This window comes from Oceanisphaera sp. W20_SRM_FM3 (assembly GCF_052119705.1).
GTDB lineage: Bacteria > Pseudomonadota > Gammaproteobacteria > Enterobacterales > Aeromonadaceae > Oceanimonas.
Window position 1 is genome coordinate 30,274 of the sequence record NZ_JBGQOP010000025.1, and the last position, 19,440, is coordinate 49,713.

The 19,440-nt window shown below is 51.1% G+C and carries 15 protein-coding genes; 9 read left to right on the forward strand and 6 right to left on the reverse strand.

Features of this window, described 5'->3' with window-relative positions:
- The 4 genes from recF (at position 1) to ACEN2G_RS12210 (ending at position 6,142) form a co-directional block, all read left to right on the forward strand.
- Complete coding sequence (gene recF / locus ACEN2G_RS12195) at positions 1–1,095, forward strand: DNA replication/repair protein RecF (protein ID WP_442021900.1); 1,095 nt, start codon at positions 1–3, stop codon at positions 1,093–1,095.
- A gap of 4 nt (positions 1,096–1,099) precedes the next feature.
- Positions 1,100–3,517, forward strand: a complete 2,418-nt coding sequence (gene gyrB / locus ACEN2G_RS12200) for a DNA topoisomerase (ATP-hydrolyzing) subunit B (RefSeq protein ID WP_442021902.1) — start codon at positions 1,100–1,102, stop codon at positions 3,515–3,517.
- Positions 3,518–3,704: 187 nt separating this feature from the next.
- Complete coding sequence (gene ilvD, locus ACEN2G_RS12205) at positions 3,705–5,381, forward strand: dihydroxy-acid dehydratase (RefSeq protein WP_442021904.1); 1,677 nt, start codon at positions 3,705–3,707, stop codon at positions 5,379–5,381.
- Between the two features lie 335 nt (positions 5,382–5,716).
- Entirely contained in the window at positions 5,717–6,142 is a 426-nt protein-coding gene (locus ACEN2G_RS12210; protein ID WP_442021906.1) for an Hsp20 family protein, read from the forward strand.
- Positions 6,143–6,303: 161 nt separating this feature from the next.
- Here the strand turns inward: ACEN2G_RS12210 and ACEN2G_RS12215 are convergent, their stop codons facing one another.
- From ACEN2G_RS12215 to glyQ, 3 genes are all read right to left on the reverse strand, one after another.
- A complete protein-coding gene (locus ACEN2G_RS12215) occupies positions 6,304–7,563 on the reverse strand; it encodes a valine--pyruvate transaminase (protein ID WP_442021908.1) in 1,260 nt (419 codons plus the stop codon).
- 269 nt (positions 7,564–7,832) lie between these two features.
- The gene (gene glyS, locus ACEN2G_RS12220; RefSeq protein ID WP_442021910.1) at positions 7,833–9,902 is read right to left on the reverse strand and encodes a glycine--tRNA ligase subunit beta; all 2,070 of its coding nucleotides are present in this window, start codon (positions 9,900–9,902) and stop codon (positions 7,833–7,835) included.
- 9 nt (positions 9,903–9,911) lie between these two features.
- Positions 9,912–10,823: a glycine--tRNA ligase subunit alpha gene (glyQ, locus tag ACEN2G_RS12225; RefSeq protein WP_442021912.1), complete on the reverse strand. Its 912-nt coding sequence runs from the start codon at positions 10,821–10,823 to the stop codon at positions 9,912–9,914.
- 158 nt (positions 10,824–10,981) lie between these two features.
- Between glyQ and ACEN2G_RS12230 the strand changes: the two genes are divergently transcribed.
- Both ACEN2G_RS12230 and ACEN2G_RS12235 read left to right on the forward strand, forming a co-directional pair.
- Positions 10,982–11,557, forward strand: a complete 576-nt coding sequence (locus ACEN2G_RS12230) for a DNA-3-methyladenine glycosylase I (RefSeq protein WP_442021914.1) — start codon at positions 10,982–10,984, stop codon at positions 11,555–11,557.
- Positions 11,558–11,642: 85 nt separating this feature from the next.
- Complete coding sequence (locus ACEN2G_RS12235; RefSeq protein WP_442021916.1) at positions 11,643–12,293, forward strand: OmpA family lipoprotein; 651 nt, start codon at positions 11,643–11,645, stop codon at positions 12,291–12,293.
- Between the two features lie 164 nt (positions 12,294–12,457).
- Here ACEN2G_RS12235 and tusA read toward each other — a convergent pair whose 3' ends face one another.
- The 3 genes from tusA to fadB form a co-directional block, all read right to left on the reverse strand.
- Positions 12,458–12,703 carry a sulfurtransferase TusA gene (tusA, locus tag ACEN2G_RS12240; RefSeq protein ID WP_442021918.1) on the reverse strand — a complete coding sequence of 82 codons (246 nt, stop codon included), beginning with the start codon at positions 12,701–12,703 and terminating at the stop codon, positions 12,458–12,460.
- Between the two features lie 173 nt (positions 12,704–12,876).
- The gene (fadA, locus tag ACEN2G_RS12245) at positions 12,877–14,052 is read right to left on the reverse strand and encodes an acetyl-CoA C-acyltransferase FadA (protein WP_442021920.1); all 1,176 of its coding nucleotides are present in this window, start codon (positions 14,050–14,052) and stop codon (positions 12,877–12,879) included.
- Entirely contained in the window at positions 14,045–16,216 is a 2,172-nt protein-coding gene (gene fadB / locus ACEN2G_RS12250; RefSeq protein WP_442021922.1) for a fatty acid oxidation complex subunit alpha FadB, read from the reverse strand. Before fadB ends, fadA begins: the two co-directional genes overlap by 8 nt.
- Before the next feature lie 321 nt (positions 16,217–16,537).
- Between fadB and ACEN2G_RS12255 the strand changes: the two genes are divergently transcribed.
- The 3 genes from ACEN2G_RS12255 to hemG are packed head-to-tail and all read left to right on the forward strand — an operon-like array spanning position 16,538 to position 19,185.
- The gene (locus ACEN2G_RS12255; RefSeq protein ID WP_442021924.1) at positions 16,538–17,167 is read left to right on the forward strand and encodes a YigZ family protein; all 630 of its coding nucleotides are present in this window, start codon (positions 16,538–16,540) and stop codon (positions 17,165–17,167) included.
- A 23-nt stretch (positions 17,168–17,190) separates the two neighbouring features.
- On the forward strand, positions 17,191–18,648 hold the full coding sequence (locus ACEN2G_RS12260) for a TrkH family potassium uptake protein (RefSeq protein ID WP_442021926.1): 1,458 nt from the start codon (positions 17,191–17,193) through the stop codon (positions 18,646–18,648).
- A 9-nt stretch (positions 18,649–18,657) separates the two neighbouring features.
- Positions 18,658–19,185 carry a menaquinone-dependent protoporphyrinogen IX dehydrogenase gene (hemG, locus tag ACEN2G_RS12265; RefSeq protein ID WP_442021928.1) on the forward strand — a complete coding sequence of 176 codons (528 nt, stop codon included), beginning with the start codon at positions 18,658–18,660 and terminating at the stop codon, positions 19,183–19,185.
- Positions 19,186–19,440: the final 255 nt, after the last annotated feature.

Consider the following 19,440-nt stretch of genomic DNA (forward strand, 5'->3'; position numbering starts at 1 on the left):
ATGGCCTTGCTTAATCTGCAGCTAAAAGACTTTCGTAATATTGCCCACGGCCGGTTAATTCCGGCCGCGGGCATTAATGTGCTGATTGGACCTAATGGCAGTGGCAAGACCAGTATTTTGGAAGCTATTCACTATTTAGGGGTGGGCCGCTCGTTTCGCACCCACTTAACGGGGCGCGTGATCCACCAAGGTGAAACGGCCTTTACCTTGTTCGCACGTATTGCTCAGGGTGACGACGATAGTTTACCGATTGGTTTAAGCAAAAACCGCGGTGGCGACACCCGACTTAAGGTAGGCGGACGAGTGGCAGAGCGTTTATCGGATCTCGCCCACATATTGCCCATTCAGTTGATCCACCCAGAAGGGTATAATCTGCTAACCGGCGGGCCGAAACTGCGCCGCGCTTATCTGGATTGGGGGTTATTTTACTCTAACGCCCGCTTTTTTAGCGTCTGGGGCCAGTATCGACGCTTATTAAAACAGCGCAATGCGCTATTACGCCGTCAGCGCCCGAGCAGCGAATTACGCTTTTGGGATCAGCAGTTAGTGGCCACGGCCGAAGACTTGAGTCTATTCAGGCAGCAATATGCAGCGGCCATAGAGCCGGTAATCCGTGAGATTGCGCGCGATTTTCTGCCTGAATACGATTTTAGCTTTGATTTTTTTCGCGGTTGGGATCGGCAAGTCGAGCTGGCCCAAGTGTTAGAGCAGGGTTTGGAGCGAGATCTTGGCTTAGGGTATACCCATTCTGGGCCTCATAAAGCCGAAATCCGCATCAAGGCGCGCGGCATGCCGGTGCAAGATTTATTGTCCCGGGGCCAGCTTAAGTTGCTGGTGTGCGCCATGCGCTTGGCCCAAGGCCGGTACCTGAAAACCGAATCCAATCAGGATTGTATTTTTTTAATCGACGACTTTGCGTCTGAGCTGGATGAACACAAGCGGGCCTTACTGGCACACCGACTCAATGACTTGGGTGCCCAAGTGTTTGTGTCCGCCATCGATGTGTCACAGCTCAGTCAAATGATCACACGGGATAACAGCAAGCTGTTTCATGTGAAACAGGGTGAAATCACCGAACACCAGGAGTGCGAGTAAGCCAATGAGTGAACACACTTACGACTCTTCGAGTATTAAGGTATTAAAAGGTCTGGATGCAGTCCGTAAACGTCCGGGTATGTATATCGGCGACACCGACGATGGCTCCGGCCTCCACCACATGGTGTTTGAGGTGGTGGATAACTCGATAGATGAGTCCTTAGCCGGTCACTGTAAAGATATAGTGGTCATCATTCACGGTGACGGTTCAGTGTCCGTATCCGATGACGGTCGCGGCATTCCGGTGGGCATTCACGAAGAAGAAGGCCGCTCCGCCGCCGAAGTTATCATGACAGTACTGCATGCGGGCGGTAAGTTCGACGATAACTCCTATAAAGTCTCCGGTGGTTTGCACGGCGTAGGTGTGTCGGTAGTAAACGCGCTGTCAGAGAAATTACAGCTGACCATTTGGCGTGACGGTAAGGTGCATGAGCAGACTTATCGCCACGGTGTGCCACAAGCGCCGTTAGCGATTGTGGGCGATACGCCAAAAAACGGTACCTTGATCCGTTTTTGGCCCAGCCACGACACCTTTACCAATACCGAATTTCACTTTGAAATTTTAGCTAAGCGCTTACGTGAACTGTCGTTCCTCAACTCGGGTATCTCGATTAAGTTGACCGATGAGCAGACCGATAAAGAGGCGCATTTTGAGTATGAAGGCGGCATCAGTGCCTTCGTAGAATACTTGAATCAGAACAAAACCCCGATCCACCCAAAAGCGTTTCACTTTGTCAGTGAAGAAGAAGGCGGCATTACGGTGGAAGTGGCGATGCAGTGGAATGACTCTTACCAAGAGAACGTATTCTGCTTTACCAACAACATTCCTCAGCGTGATGGTGGCGCCCACTTGGCCGGCTTTAGAGGTGCGTTAACCCGTACTTTAAATAGCTTTATGGACAAGGAAGGCTACAGCAAGAAAGCGAAAACTTCCGCCTCTGGCGACGATGCCCGTGAAGGCTTAACGGCGGTGATTTCGGTGAAAGTGCCGGATCCTAAGTTCTCCTCACAAACTAAAGACAAGTTAGTGTCTTCAGAGGTGAGAACCGCAGTTGAGCAAGCCATGAACGAGCGCTTTAACGAGTATTTGCTGGAAAACCCCGGCGACGCTAAAATCGTCGTTACCAAGATTATTGACGCGGCTCGTGCCCGTGAAGCGGCCCGTAAAGCTCGTGATATGACCCGTCGTAAAGGCGCACTGGATTTGGCCGGTTTACCGGGCAAATTGGCAGATTGCCAAGAAAAAGACCCAGCACTCTCTGAACTTTACATAGTGGAGGGTGATTCGGCCGGTGGTTCTGCCAAGCAAGGCCGTAACCGTAAAAATCAGGCTATTTTGCCGCTGAAGGGTAAGATCCTTAACGTCGAAAAAGCCCGCTTCGATAAGATGTTGTCTTCGCAAGAAGTGGCGACCTTAATCACCGCTTTAGGCTGTGGTATTGGTCGTGACGAATACAATCCAGATAAGCTGCGTTATCACTACATCATTATCATGACCGATGCGGACGTGGATGGTGCGCATATTCGTACTCTGTTGCTGACCTTCTTTTATCGTCAGATGCCAGAAATCGTCGAGCGCGGCTACATCTATATTGCTCAACCGCCTTTGTATAAGGTGAAAAAAGGCAAGCATGAGCAGTATCTGAAAGACGAAGACGCCATGCTAGAATTCCAGACCAATATGGCTCTGGATGGCGCTAGCCTGCACGTTAACGAGTCGGCTCCGGCCATTGGTGGCGAGCATCTTGAAAAGCTGGTGAAGAACTTCCGTAAAGTGGAAATTCTCATCGAGCGCTTAGCGCGTCGCGCACCTGTTATAGTGTTGAATGAACTGATTTATCAGCCGGCATTGACCATAGAAGCCTTGAGTGACGAAGCTCAAGTGGCCGCTTGGGTGAATAACATCAATAAGTCGTTAATCGTCGATAACACCCACGGTGCCGAATATATACTGGAGTATGAATACTTCGATGAGCGCAGCTGTTACCTACCTAAGGTAAAAGTGCGCCAGCACGGTATAGACCGTGAGTTCCCCATCAGCTACGACTTCTTCGCCTCTGGCGAATATCGCAGCATAGTCGAGTTGGGCGAAGGCATTGCCAACTTGATGGAAGAGGGGGCCTACGTGAAGCGCGGTGAAAAGATCAAGCAAGTGGACACTTTTGCCGAAGGTCTTGAATGGTTGATGCAAGAAAGTAAGCGCGGTCTCTATGTGCAACGCTATAAAGGCTTGGGCGAGATGAACCCAGATCAGCTGTGGGAAACCACCATGGATCCGGACTCGCGCCGCATGTTGCAGGTGAAAATTGAGGATGCCATTGCCGCGGACCAGCTGTTCTCGACCCTAATGGGTGACCACGTTGAACCCCGCCGTGAGTTCATCGAAGCCAACGCCTTGCGTGTAGCTAATCTAGATATTTAACAGCAGGATATTTAACGGAAGGATATTTAATTAAGAGTATCTAGTTAAGGTATTCAGTCAGTGAACCATAATAAACTTCAAAAGCAGCCTTAAGGCTGCTTTTTTATGTGTTCTGAGTACCCGTTTTTAACTGGGCTGGTACACTGGCCCGAGAGTCATATTCAAGATTCATATTAAGGACAGCATGATGAGTAATGATAAACGTCGCCAGTATTCCAGTCAGGTCGTAGATGGACCTACCAAGGCACCGGCCCGCGCCATGTTGCGCGCCGTGGGTTTTACCGACGAAGACTTCAAAAAATCGCAGGTGGGAATAGCTTCCACTTGGAGTAATCTCACCCCTTGTAATATGCACATCGACAAGCTGGCGGTAGAAGCCGGCGTGGGTGCGGATGCGGCGGGTGGCAAGAGCATTATCTTTAATACCATTACCATTTCCGATGGCATTGCCAATGGCACTATCGGTATGAAGTATTCTTTGGTGTCGCGGGAAGTGATTGCCGACTCCATTGAAACCGTAGCCGGTTGTGAAGGCTTCGATGGCATAGTGGCTATCGGCGGCTGTGATAAGAATATGCCTGGTTGCATTATCGGCATGGCGCGCCTTAATCGCCCTTCAGTGTTCGTTTATGGCGGCACCATAGCGCCGGGTGCTAATCACACCGATATTATCTCGGTATTTGAGGCGGTCGGCGCTCACGCCAAGGGCGATATGTCGCTGATTGATGTGAAGCAAATCGAAGACACTGCCATTCCGGGCCCGGGTGCCTGTGGCGGCATGTATACCGCCAATACTATGGCCTCGGCCATCGAAGCCATGGGCATGAGCTTGCCCAATAGCTCGGCGCAAAACGCCGTCTCTAATAATAAGATGCAAGACTGTCGTGAAGCGGGTGCGGCTGTATTGCATCTGTTAGAGCATGACATTAAGCCGTCAGACATTATGACCAAAGAGGCGTTTGAGAATGCCATTACGGTGGTGATTGCACTCGGCGGCTCCACCAATGCGGTATTGCATCTGTTGGCCATGGCGCACGCCATTAATGTAGAGCTGAGTCTGGAAGATTTCGTGCGCATCGGTGAGCGCGTGCCGGTATTGGCCGACTTGCGCCCCAGCGGCCATTACATGATGTCTGAGTTAGTGGCGATTGGCGGCATACAGCCGATGATGAAAATCTTACTGGATGCCGGTTTACTGCACGGCGATTGCTTAACCGTAACCGGCAAGACCATGGCGGAAAACTTAAAAGACGTCACACCATACCCTACCGGCCAAACCATTATTCGCCCCTTGGATAATCCGATTAAGAAAGACAGCCACTTACGGGTATTGTTTGGCAACTTAGCACCAGAAGGCTCGGTGGCCAAAATTACCGGTAAAGAAGGCTTGGCTTTCACCGGTCCGGCCCGCGTATTTGGTTCAGAAGAAGAGACCTTAGAGCGTATTTTGGACGGCACAGTGCAAGCGGGTGATGTATTAGTGATCCGCTACGAAGGTCCGAAAGGCGGCCCTGGCATGCGTGAAATGCTCAGCCCCACTTCAGCCATTATGGGCAAGGGTCTTGGCCAAGATGTGGCGCTGATCACCGACGGTCGCTTCTCTGGCGGCAGCCACGGTTTCGTAGTGGGCCATATTTCGCCCGAAGCCCAGCAGGGCGGCCCCTTGGCAATTGTGGAAGATGGCGACATTATTACTATCGATGCACAAACCAATAAGCTGGAAGTGCAGCTGACCGATGCAGAGATCGCCGCGCGCTTAGCCAAGTGGCAAGCGCCTGCGCCTAATTATCGTCGTGGTGTGTTAGCCAAATATGCCCATACCGTAAGCTCGGCTTCCACGGGTGCGGTAACCGATAATTTTTAGTTGGTGAAGAGTGATGAGTGAGGCGTAAAGAGTCAGGCGTAAACTCCGAGCTTTTCGGTTGGATTTAACGCCTCACATTTATCTCCTCACTCCTCACAATTCAAAAAAAAGATCCTGCGGGATCTTTTTTGTTTAAAAATCCAGCTATTGCTCTTGAAAGTATCAGGCTCTGCCCTTATCTATTAATTAAGGCAACAGAGTCGCTCGCTTGAGGGCTCTAAGATGCTCTGGACAGTTTCTCTAAGAAGCTTTTTCTAGACAATAACTGCCGATTAAGGCTAACGCTCGTCCATGTGGAGAGCACTTTTAACATCGCTCATTTGAGGATATAAAATATGTCACGTTTCGATCTTACTCCCCTGTACCGTACTGCCATTGGCTTCGACCGTTTAGCTTCCATGATGGAAAACGCCAATAACAGCAGCAGTAATAACGGTTATCCCCCTTACAATATCGAACTGCTGAGCGAAAACCATTACCGCATTTCCATGGCGGTGGCGGGTTTTGCAGAAAGTGATCTAGAAATTACCAGTCACGAAAATAGCCTGATCGTAAAAGGCACCAAAGAGCAGCCCGAGACGCCAAAGAACTATTTATATCAAGGCATCGCCGAGCGCGGCTTTGAGCGCCGTTTCCAGTTGGCCGACCACGTTCAGGTAACGGGTGCCGACATGGAAAATGGCCTACTGCATATCGACTTAGTACGTGATGTGCCAGAAGCGGCTAAGCCGAAAAATATTGCCATCGGCCACGCCCGCTAACTTTTTCTGACCGAGTAAAACCAAACGCCGACCCTAGGGTCGGCGTTTTTGCTTTTGTACATGTGAGGAGAGAGGCGAAAGGTGTGAGGAGTACAGACAAACACCCTGAGCTGATAATTTCGGTGTTTTACGCCTCACCCCTCACGCTTCACCCTTTACGATCAGGCTGCTGGCGCTTGATAAATAGCGTAGATTTCATCGGCCAAAATTTTAATGCCGGCCTGCACGTCTGCTTCGGATTGGGCATAGTTCAGGCGAATACACTGTTTGCTGTGCAGCCATTGCTCATCTTCGATGCCCGGAAAGAAGTAATGACCGGGCACTATCAATAAGCCTTTTTTCTTCAGGCGCTCATACAGCTCTTGGCAATGAATGGGTAAGTCTTCAAACCACAGCCATAAGAAGAGTGCGCCTTCGGGTTTATGAATATGAAACTGCGGCAAGCTGATGGCTGCTTGTAGCCACTGTACGGCTTGGCTCGCTTTGTGTTGGTAGAAAGGCTTAATCACTTCGTTGCTCAGTTTTAATACGTCGCCATTCTCCATCATAGGTAAGGTCATGGCTGGGCCCACGCTGCCGGGTGCCAAGTTGATAATGCCGCTGATATTGATCATGGCCTTAATTAACTCGGGCTTAGCCACCACAATACCGCAGCGTACGCCGGGTAAACCGAGCTTAGACAGGCTCATGCACAAAATGGTGTTGTCGTTCCAAAACGGCTTGGCGTCAGAAAAAATAATATTCGGAAACGGCATGCCATAGGCGTTATCGATTAATAACGGTATGCCTTTTTCCCGCGCTATGGCATCGAGACGCATAATTTCTTCATCGGTGAGCACGTTACCGGTCGGGTTGGTGGGGCGTGACACACAAATTAAGCCGATATCGTCGCCGACTTCTAATTGCTCAAAGTCCACGTGATATTTAAATAAACCGTCATCTAAAAGCGTGATGGTGGGCTTGCAGGCCACAAAGTGATCTTCACTGAGCGCGCCATCGCCATAGCCGATGTATTCTGGCGCGAGCGGAAATAACACTTTCTTCTTGCGGCCATCAGCGAACTCACCGGCCAATAAGTTAAACAGATAAAAAAAGGCGGTTTGGCTGCCGTTGGTCAGCGCAATATGTTCAGGGCCAATGGCCCAGCCCAGCTCGTTCGACAATAGCTTGGCGAGAGCGTTGATGTAGGCATCTTTGCCTTGGGGACCGTCGTAATTGGCCATGGCTTTAATTAAATCGCCGTTTTTTATCAGCTGTTGCGCCTGTTGCTCGAGATAAGCCAGCACTTCAGGAATGGCTGCCGGATTGCCGCCGCCCAGCATAATAGTGTCTGGCGTGGTCAGCCCCTGATTAAGGTCGTCCATCAATTGGGTGATGCCCGCATGGCGGGTAAACTTTTGGCCAAACGTTGAAAATTCCATGAGCTAACTTACCAACCAGAAAAAGTGAATATAAGGGGTCACGTTAGCCGATTTGCCCCTGACTGTCGACCGAGTAAAGAAAAGCCCCGCACTGGGCGGGGCTTGGTTTATTTTTACTTTACAGAGCATGGCAGTAAGGTGGCAAGATTTGTCGGAGCCAACCGTCAAATGCCAGGGAAGGCATTTGCCGAGCGTCGCAAGGATGCGGCTTAGCGTGTTGGCGGAGACAAGCCTGCTGCCTCCGCCATTAAGACCTGCAATCTCAATGCTTACTGCAGCAGCGAAATATCTGCTATTTGCAGGAACAGGTTACGCAGCTGGTTGAGCAGGCTTAAGCGGTTTAAGCGCAGCGCTTCGTCATCTGCCATTACCATCACCTGATCGAAGAAGTTATCGACACTTTCGCGCAAGGTGGCCAACTCGCTTAGTGCGCTGTTGTAATCCGCATTGGCAAACAAGGGCGTGAGGCGCGCGCTTAATTCGCTTAACTGCACTGCCAGTGCTTTTTCGGCGTCGTCTTGCAGCAAAGCAGGATTAACTTGCGCTGGAATATCACCCTCAAATTTGGCCAAAATATTACCCACCCGCTTATTGGCGGCGGCCAAGGCAGATGAAGCTTCGAGCTTGCGAAATTCGCTCACGGCTTTCATGCGCGCATCAAAGTCTGATGGGCGAGTAGGGCGGCGTGCCAACACCGCTTGGATCACGTCTACGCCGTAACCTAAGTCTTGATACCAAGCGCGGAAACGACCCAGCATAAAGTCTAAGATTTCATTGGCGGCGTTAGCGTTGCTTAGCTTATCGCCATACAGGGCTCGGGCCTGCTCAATCAGGATCGGCAAGTCCAGGTTATAGCCCTTTTCCACGATAATACGCAGCGCACCTAAGGCGGCGCGGCGCAGCGCAAACGGGTCTTTGTCGCCTTTCGGTGTTTGGCCAATACCAAAAATACCCACCAGCGTATCTAACTTATCGGCCAGTGCTACGGCGGCAGAAATATCTTGGCTTGGCAGCTCGTCACCAGAGAAGCGCGGTTGATACTGTTCTTTTAACGCCAGCGCTACCGCTTCGTCTTCGCCGTCGTGGCGAGCATAGTGCATGCCCATTACGCCTTGGGTGTCGGTAAATTCAAACACCATGTCGGTGACCAAGTCGCACTTAGATAACAAACCGGCGCGCTCGGCTTGTCCTTGATCCGCACCAATAGCCGCGGCAATAAAGCCCGACAGCGCACTGATGCGCTCCGACTTCTCGCGTACCGAGCCCAACTGCTGTTGGAACAAAACGTTGTCGAGTTGCTCGAGGCGTGAGGCCAAGGTGGTTTTGCGGTCGTTGTTAAAGAAGAACTGTGCATCGGCTAGGCGTGGGCGCACGACTTTTTCGTTACCCGAGATAATTTGGCTGGGGTCTTTCGACTCTATGTTAGTAACGAAGATAAAGGTCGACATTAAGTGACGGGCCGCGTCGTAGACCGGAAAATATTTTTGGTCACCCTTCATGGTGTGCACCAGCGCTTCGGCCGGCACTTCGAGGAAGTTATTCTCGAAGTTGGCGGTGAGCACGACTGGCCACTCTACCAGCGAGGTGACTTCTTCTAATAAGTCGGCATCTAAGTCGGCAATACCACCGGCAGCGGCGGCGGCTTTTTCTACGCCGTCTTTAATCATGGCTTTACGACGTTCGAAGTCGGCCAACACCTTGCCGGTGTTTTCCAGCGCGCTTAGGTAATTATCTGCATGATCCAGCTCAAATTCGGGCACACCCATAAAGCGGTGGCCGCGGATGATACGCGCAGACTCTAAGCCTAAGATAGACGCCGGCAGCAACTGCTCACCCAATAACAAGGTCAGCGTGTGCACAGGGCGAATAAACTGAATGCTCTTATCGCCCCAGCGCATGGCTTTCGGGATTGGCAAGTGACTTAGCGCTTGTTCAACCATGGCGGGCAGTAATTCGGCGGCGGTTTGGCCTTTAACATCGGCCACGTGTACCAGCCACTCGCCTTTGTCGGTTTTTAAACGACCCGCTTGGCTCACTTCTATGCCATTGCCGCGCGCCCAGCCTTGGGCGGCCTTGGTCGCATTACCGTCGGCGTCAAACGCCGCTTGTACCGCAGGACCGCGCTTTTCGACTTGTTTATCGGCTTGGGCCAAGCTCAAACCAGTCACGTACACCGCTAAGCGACGGGGGGCTGCAAACCAAAGCACTTCGCTGAAAGACAAGTCCGCCTGGTTCAGTTCTTGTTGTAGGTTGTTGGCAAAGGCGGTGCCTAGGCTACGTAGCGCCTTAGGAGGTAGCTCTTCGGTGCCTAATTCAACCAGAAAATTCTGTTCAGACATGCTGTTCCCTTATCTTTCTTTCTTACACATGGGGAAGCCAAGCGCCTCGCGAGAAGCATAGTAGGCTTCGGCCACGGCTTTGGTGAGGGTGCGAATGCGTAATATATAACGCTGGCGTTCGGTAACCGAAATTGCCTTGCGCGCATCGAGCAAGTTAAAGGCGTGACCGGCTTTCAGAATGCGCTCGTAAGCGGGCAAGGGCAGCGGCGTTTCTAACTCGAGCAGATACTGACATTCTTTTTCGCACTGTTCGAAGAAGCCGAACAAGAAGTCTACGTCTGCGTGCTCGAAGTTATACGTCGATTGCTCTACTTCGTTCTGGTGGAAGATATCGCCATAAGTGGTTCTGCCCAGCGGGCCGTCGCACCACACTAAGTCGTAAACTGAGTCTACGCCTTGAATGTACATGGCCAAGCGCTCCAGACCATAGGTGATTTCACCCGTCACTGGCTTGCATTCAAGCCCGCCCACCTGCTGGAAATAAGTAAACTGCGTCACTTCCATGCCGTTTAGCCAGACTTCCCAGCCTAAACCCCAGGCACCCAAGGTTGGGTTTTCCCAGTTATCTTCCACGAAGCGAATATCGTGGATTAAGGGATCGAGTCCTAGCGCCTTCAAGGAGCCCAAGTAGAGCTCTTGCAGGTTATCGGGAGACGGCTTTATGATGACCTGAAACTGATAATAATGTTGCAGTCGATTCGGGTTTTCACCATAGCGACCGTCGGTGGGGCGGCGTGATGGCTGCACATAGGCGGTAGCAATTGGCTCTGGACCTATGGCGCGCAGACAGGTCATAGGGTGAGAGGTGCCGGCACCTACTTCCATATCCAGCGGCTGCACTATGGCGCAGCCTTGCTGAGCCCAATAGTCCTGCAGCGTCAGGATCAGCCCCTGAAAGGTATTGATATCAAATTTTTGCATGATGTAGCGCCTTGATATAGGTGCGTTCGCAGAATGAAACTAAGGGCTAGAGTATACCTTCTGACCCGAAACGAATATAGGTTGAATTCTAGAGGCAATAAGCTATCGGCTTTACGCTCTGTGTGGTGTTTAACCTTCACTATATTGAAGGAGTCATAATGCTGAAACGCTGTAATTGGGTTAATGACGACCCCAGATATCAGGCTTATCACGATTTTGAGTGGGGCGTGCCCGAATATGATAGTCGCGCCTTGTTTGAAAAGCTGTGCCTTGATGGCCAGCAGGCCGGATTAAGCTGGTTTACCGTGCTTTGCAAAATACCTAACTATCGCGTCGCCTTCGCCGATTTTGAACCGGCAATGATTGCCGTTTTTAGTGAGCAAGATATTGAGCGCTTAATGGCAGACTCAAAGGTGGGCATAATACGTAATCGCTTAAAAATTCGCTCTATTATCACTAATGCTAACGCCTATCTTTTGATGCAAGCAGAGGGTATTAATTTCAGCGATTGGCTGTGGCAATTTGTGGGTGGAGCGCCTGTTATTAACCATTGGCCAAGTGCTGAACAGGTGCCGACTCATACCGCTGAGTCACAAGCCATGGCGAAAGCGCTAAAAAAACGTGGCTTTTCTTTCGTTGGCGAAACCATATGTTATGCCTTTATGCAGGCCACGGGCATGGTTAACGATCACTTACTTAACTGCCCTCGCCACCCCTGTAACGTCAGTAATTGACCACTTAGTTGAAGGAAGCTTTGTAGATCACAATCAGCAAGGCTATATTGAGCCACATTGCGCTTGTTACATATGGAACCTAATTATGAAAAAAATCTGTCTGGCAATTGCCACTACTATCGCTTTGTCTGCTTGTACGACTAACCCGTACACTGGCGAGTCACAATCTTCTAAAGCGGCTATCGGTGGCGGCTTAGGCGCGCTGGCCGGTGCCGTTATTGGTGGTGCAACTGCCAGCTCTAGCGACCGTAAGAAAGGTATCTTAATTGGTGCCGCCAGTGGTGCTGCACTGGGCGGTGGTGTGGGTTACTACATGGACGTGCAAGAAGCCAAACTGCGTGACCAAATGCGCGGTTCTGGTGTGAGCGTAACGCGCAGCGGCGACAACATCATCCTGAATATGCCAAGCTCTATTACCTTTGCCGTAGATAGCGCTGACTTATCTCCTAGCTTCTACAACACCTTAAGTGGTGTGGCTTTGGTGTTGAAAGAGTACGACAAGACCTACGTAAACGTAGTGGGCCACACCGACAACACAGGTTCTGCAAGCCACAACCAGCAGTTGTCTGAGCGTCGTGCCGGTGCCGTTGGCCAGTACCTGATTGGTCAAGGCGCTGCCGCTAACCGTTTCAATATCCGTGGCGTAGGCTTTAACCAGCCAGTAGCCAGCAATAACACTGAAGGCGGCCGTGCACAAAACCGTCGCGTAGAAATCACCCTGAGCCCAATGCAGTAAGCATGAACTTGTAAACCGGTGAAACAAAAATGCCCGCAACAGCGGGCATTTTTTTGCTTAAAAAGTGAGGGGGTGAAGTGTAAGGGGTGAGGCGAACTCATAAACCTAGTTGGGTACTTTTACGCTTTATCACCTCACACTTTACCCCTCACTCCTCACAGCCTTCAATTCCCTTTCTTAATCAAAAACTGATAGGGCAGTTGCTCTACTTGGCTAGACAGCAGGGCGTGATCCATAAACTGGCAGAAGCTGGGGATATCGCGGGTGGTCGAGGGATCGTCGGCGGTGATCAGCAAGGTGTCGCCCACCGCCATACTGCGCACTTGTTTGCGCACCATCATCACCGGCTCTGGGCAACGCAGGCCTATGGCATCTAAATGATGTTGAGCGTCGAGAATAGCAGTGGTCATTAGCTAGTTACCTTGAGATTACAGTCTTCAAACAGGCCGACTATTTTAAAGCTGTTGAAATAATGGTCAACCTTAAATCTGTGATGAGTGAAAGGTGAGGCGTGAGACGTAAGACACCTAGCCATCAGGCTGGGTGTCTTACGTCTCACGCTTTCCCCCTCACTCCTCACACATTAAACCCGCTCAAACACGGTCGCTATACCTTGGCCGAGGCCGATGCACATGGTGGCAATGCCAAAGGTGGCGTCTTTATTTTCCATCAGGTTTAACAGCGTGGTGGAGATGCGTGCGCCCGAGCAGCCTAATGGGTGGCCCAGGGCGATGGCGCCGCCGTTGAGGTTCACTTTTTCGTCGACCAAATCTAACAAGCCTAGCTCTTGTAGCACCGGAATAGATTGCGCGGCGAAGGCTTCGTTAAGCTCAAACAGCTCAATGTCACCAATGGCTAGTCCTGCACGCTTTAGCGCCTTATGCACAGCTGGCACTGGGCCGTAACCCATAATGGCAGGGTCGCAGCCCGCCACCGCCATGGCGCGAATGCGTGCGCGGGGCTTAAGGCCGAGCGCCTTGGCTTTAGCGGCGGACATCACCAACATGGCAGCGGCACCGTCCGATAACGCCGATGAAGTACCGGCGGTGACGCTGCCGTTTACTGGGTCAAATACCGGGCTTAATTTGGCCAGTGATTCCATGCTGGTTTCGGGGCGGATCACTTCATCTGTCTCAAACAAGATCAGGCTGCCATCACTGCTGTGGCCATTGGTGGCTAAAATCTCATTGGCGAAACGCCCAGCCGAGGTGGCTTCATAAGCCAAGCGATGAGAGCGCACGGCGAAGGCGTCTTGCTGCTCGCGGCTCACGTGGTACAGGTTAGCCAACATTTCGGCGGTGAGGCCCATCATGCCCGAGGCTTTGGCTACCTTGAGCGCTAATTTAGGATGAAAGTCTACGCCATGGTTCATGGGCACGTGGCCCATGTGCTCCACGCCGCCAATCATAAACACCTCGCCATCGCCCACCATAATGGCGCGGCTGGCATCGTGCAGTGCCTGCATAGAGGAGCCGCACAAGCGGTTTACGGTTACCGCCGCCACTTGCTTGGGCAGGCCGGCCAAGAGTGCGGCATTGCGAGCAATGTTATAACCCTGCTCCAGCGTTTGCTGCACGCAGCCCCAATAAATATCTTCGATATCGGAGGCTGCAAGCGCCGGGTTTCTGGCGAGTAAGCCTTGCATTAGGTGCGCCGACAAATCTTCGGCCCGCACGTGGCGAAAGGCACCGCCTTTAGAGCGGCCCATGGGAGTGCGAATGCAGTCGACAATCACGACTTCGTTTAATGCCTTATTCATGTGCTGTCTCCTGCGCCGCTGGGTAAAAGATTTTGTTGTTTGCCGCCATGTGGCGCAAACCCTCACTGACCTGATAAAGCGGGCCTAAGTGAGCGAACTTATCGGCCAAGGTTACATAATTGCTTAAGCCCATATTATCGAGATAACGGAACACGCCGCCGTGGAAGGGTGGAAAGCCGATGCCGTACACTAAAGCCATGTCGGCTTCGGCGGGAGAGCCAATAATGCCTTCTTCTAAGCAGAGCACCACTTCGTTAATCATGGGGATCATCATGCGCGCTATCGTGTCTTCGGCGCTTAGCTCCAGCGGTGAACCGGCAATTTCGGCGAGCAGTTGATGGCTGTCGGGATCTAGGTCTTTCTGCAACTTGCCTTTGCGGTCTGTGCTGTAGGCGTAAAAGCCTTTGCCGTTCTTCTGGCCAAAGCGCTGCTGCTCATACATCACATCGATGGCGTCTTTGCCGGTCTTGCTCATGCGCTCGGGAAAGCCTTTGGCCATCACCTCTGCCGCATGATGACCGGTATCGATCCCCACCACATCCAGCAAGTGCGCAGGACCCATGGGCCAGCCGAATTTTTTCTCCATAACTTTATCGACGGCCACAAAATCGGCGCCATCACTGACTAACTGATTAAAGGCAAAGAAGTAAGGAAACAGCACTCGATTAACGAAGAAGCCCGGGCAATCGTTCACGACTATGGGTGACTTGCCCATGGCCGCCGCATAGGCCACCACCTTATTAATGGTGTCGTTTGAGGTGTGCTTGCCGCGAATCACTTCTACCAGTGGCATGCGATGCACAGGGTTAAAAAAGTGCATGCCGCAAAAACGCTCCGGATGTTTTAGGTTTTTAGCTAATGCGGAAATAGGAATAGTTGAAGTATTAGAGGCAATAACCGCCTCTGCCCCGACCGCGGCTTCCACCTCTGCCAGCACTTGGCCTTTAATTTTAGGGTTTTCGACTACGGCTTCAACGACCGTATCTACGCCTTGCAAGCTCTGGTAGCCCAGCGTAGGCGTAATACTGGCCAGTATTTGCACTAGCTTTTTACCGTCGATTTTGCCGCGCTCTAACTGTTTATTTAATAACTTACCGGCTTCACTCATGCCGAGCATTAAGGCGTGATCGTTAATATCTTTCATTACAACGGGTATGCCACGGGACGCCGACTGATGCGCGATGCCGCCGCCCATGATGCCGGCACCCAACACCGCTGCTTTTTGAGTAGGCAGAGCCGCCTTGGCGGCCTGTTTGGCTTTGCCTTTAATAAATTGGTCGTTAAGGAAGATGCCAACTAAGGCTCGCGCCACCGACGTTTGAGTGAGCTTAATAAAGTTCTGCCGCTCAATAACCAAGGCTTGATCGCGCCCTAAGCCTGCCGCCGCCGCTATGGTCTTTACCGCGAGCATAGGTGCTGGGTAATGAGGGCCAGCTTGGGCGGCGACCATACCTTTGGCGGTACTAAAGCTCATGGCGGCTTCGAGTTTGTCTAAGCTGAGTGGTGCGGTTTTTTGCGCGCGTCTTGCTTGCCAATCTTGCTGACCGGCACTCGCATTTTTTAATAGTTGGATGGCCGAAGCCTCAAGCTGCTCGGTCTCGACGATGGCATCTAGCACGCCCACTTTTAAACAGGCATCTGCTTTCTGGTCTTTACCGGTAGTGATCCACTCCATGGCGTTATCGGCGCCGATTAAGCGCGGTAATCTTACCGTGCCGCCAAAGCCCGGCATGATACCGAGCGTGGTTTCTGGCAAGCCGATGCGCGCCGTGGCATCGCCGATGCGAAAATCTGTGGTAAGTACGCATTCGCAACCGCCGCCCAGCGTATAGCCACGGATCACCGAAACCGTAGGATAGGGCAAGTCTTCGATTCGATTAAAGATATGATTAGCTTGAGATAGCCAGTCCGCCAGTGTGGCTTGGGGTAGGTCGAACATAGCTAGAAATTCAGTAATGTCGGCACCCACGATAAAGGCGTCTTTATCGCTGGTGAGCATCAAACCGGTAATGCCTGAGCTTTGTTCTAATGCGCTGATGGCCTCGCCAAGTGATGCCATGGTGGCGCTATCTAGCTTATTTACGCTGCCTTGATTCGCAAAACAGAGCTTAGCAATACCGTCTGTGAGTAGGGTGATGGAAAGGGCTTCGCCTTGGTAGATCATTGTTATGTCTCCTTGGTTACGAGGAACAAAACACCATAGAGCTGCTCAATTCCTAATATGGAGGAAGGGCAGAGATAGAATTACTATGGACAGAAAAACAGCCGACTTCAACCGCTAGTTTAAACGAACGTTTTAATTGTGTGCTGGCGCTATTTACGGCAAAAATATCACCGCATAATGGTGCAAAAGATGACAATTCGACAGGATTCAGCAACAATGCTGCGCTATTTTTATTGTTTAAAATCTGAGTAAAGGCTCAATGTTAGGTGCATTTCCTGATCAGAGAGTCTGAACTGAGAGTCTGATCTGGGAGTAAGCAGTATGAATATATCTCCCTATCTGATCCCTGCCACGCCCTTAGTGTGGGAGCAGGAGGTTAAAAAAAGCCGCTTTATTGCCTATATAGGTCACACGGCCACTCCCGAAGAAGGCAAGGCGTTTGTGGATGCCGTTCGTGCTAAAGAGCCTGCGGCGCGTCATCATTGTTGGGCTTTCGTGGCCGGCCAGCCTACAGACTCAAGAGTCTTGGGTTTTAGTGATGATGGTGAGCCTTCCGGCACCGCCGGCAAGCCGATGCTGGCGCAATTACAAGGCTCCAACATTGGCGAGATCTCGGCGGTAGTGGTGCGCTATTTCGGCGGTATTAAATTGGGTACCGGCGGGTTAGTGCGCGCCTATGGTGGGACCTTGTCGTTGGCCTTAGCGGAATTAGCGCTCACCGAGCGGCGAATTTTCTCTGAACTCAGTGTTAAGGTGCAATACGCCCAAATGCCCGTCGTAGAATTTCTGCTCGCGGAATTTAAAGGCCACTGGCAAACCGTGGCATACGGCGCCGAGATCAGTGGCGTGTTGGCGGTGGAAAGCCGATATGTAGCAGGTTTTTGTGCTCAATTGCGGGATCGTAGCCAAGGAAGAGTCGTTGCCACGCCGTTAGAACTGGGCGCGGTCTGAGTCATTAGTGTATTGGAAGTGCTATGCATATTCGCACCATCATTCGCATCGTTGGCATCTTAGTCGCGCTATTTAGTGTGACCATGCTAGCGCCGGCCCTTGTGGCCTACATCTATCGAGATGGTGCCGGCCTCGATTTTTTTAGTGCCTTCGTGATCTGCTTAATATTAGGCTTAGTGCTGTGGTTCCCTAATCGCACCCACACCAAAGAGCTGAGGTCAAAGGAAGGCTTTCTGATAGTCGTCTTGTTTTGGACCGTACTGGGCAGTGTGGCCGCCATTCCCTTTGTGCTCAGCAAAGAGCTGGATATGACGATGGCGGCGGCCTTCTTCGAGGCCTTCTCTGGCCTCACCACTACCGGTGCCACCGTGATCAGTGGTCTCGACTCCTTACCTAAGGCGATTTTATTCTATCGCCAGATGCTGCAGTGGCTAGGCGGCATGGGCATTATCGTATTGGCTGTGGCCATTTTGCCCATCTTAGGCATAGGTGGCATGCAGTTGTTTCGCGCCGAAATACCCGGGCCGGTAAAAGATAACAAGGTGGCACCGCGGATTGCCGAAACCGCCAAAACACTCTGGTATATCTATTTAGTGCTCACTATCTCATGCACCTTATTATTGTGGCTGGCTGGCATGAATATGTTTGACGCTATTTGCCATTCGTTTTCGACTATCGCTATCGGCGGTTTCTCTACTTACGATGCCAGCATAGGTCATTTTAATAGCCCCATGATCAATCTGATTATCGTGGTGTTTTTATTAATCGCCGGAGTTAATTTTAGCCTGCATTTTGCCGCCTTTGCTAACCGTGGTTTGAGATTATCTGTGTATCACTTCGATCCAGAAGTGAAGTTTTTCTTAGGCGTACAAATAGTACTAACGCTGATCTGTATGTCGGTATTGTTGGCTCATCAAGTGTATAGCGACCCTTGGCAAGCATTAGACCAAGCCTTGTTTCAGTCGGTCTCTATTGCCACCACCGCCGGCTTTAGCACTACTGGCTTTGCTCAGTGGCCGCTATTTTTGCCCGTACTGCTCATCATGGCCTCATTTATTGGCGGTTGTGCGGGCAGTACCGGTGGTGGCATGAAGGTGGTGCGCATCATGCTGCTGAACTTGCAGGGTATGCGGGAATTAAAGCGCTTGATCCACCCTAGGGCCGTGTATCGGATTAAGCTTGGCAATAAAGCATTAGCTGATAAAGTGGTGGAAGCCATATGGGGGTTCTTTGCCGCCTATGCGTTAGTGTTTGTAATATGCATGTTGGCGCTATTGGCGACTGGTATGAACGAATTAACGGCCTTTACTGCCGTTGCGGCCACGCTGAACAACTTAGGTCCGGGTTTAGGAGACGTTGCCGCTAACTTTGGTACCACCTCGGAGGCTGCCAAATGGATCATGATTTTGGCTATGTTGTTTGGGCGTCTTGAAATATTTACCTTGCTAGTACTGTTTACGCCAGCATTTTGGCGTAGCTAAGAGGAGTCTATGGAAAAACTGTTGATACTTTATTCATCCCGTAATGGCCAGACCAAGAAAATTATCGATGCCATGCAAGGTGAGTTTAGTGGCTATCAAGTCGAGTTGGCCGACTTGCATGGTCCTATTCGTAAAAATTTAAGTAAATACGATAAGGTGCTGATTGGTGCCTCCGTACGCTATGGCAATTTTCATCCCGACTTGTTTCACTTTATCGATATTCACAGTGAACAACTGGCAGCGGCCGACGCGAGTTTCTTTTGTGTCTGCCTCACCGCGCGCAAACCGGAAAAAGCCAATCCAAGCAATAACGCCTATATTAAAAAGTTCTTGGTGAAATCCCGCTGGCGCCCCAGAACCATAGGTGTGTTTGCAGGAGCCTTGCAATACAGCCAATACACTTGGTGGCAGACGCGCATCATTCAACTGATCATGAAGATGACAGGTGGCAGTACCGATACCAGCCAAGATTTAGAGTTTACGGATTGGGATAAGGTACAAGAGTTCGCCCAGCGCATCGCGCAAGATAAGTACTGAGCATTGAAGATAAGTATTAAGCGATAAAGTAGAGGCAGTAGACTGCCTCATACAAGTTACAAGCAGCATAAAGATTAAGAAAACAGTCTTAGTCTTGATCAAAACACCGATTTGGCACAGTTTTCGTACTAAGTTGGGTTAACATTTGTACTATGCTGTTTTATTTACTAAAAACGGTAAAAAGCCCTTGCGCTAAAACGAGAGCTCCCTATAATGCGCACCACTGACACGGGGCAAGGCGCTCACGGTCACAAG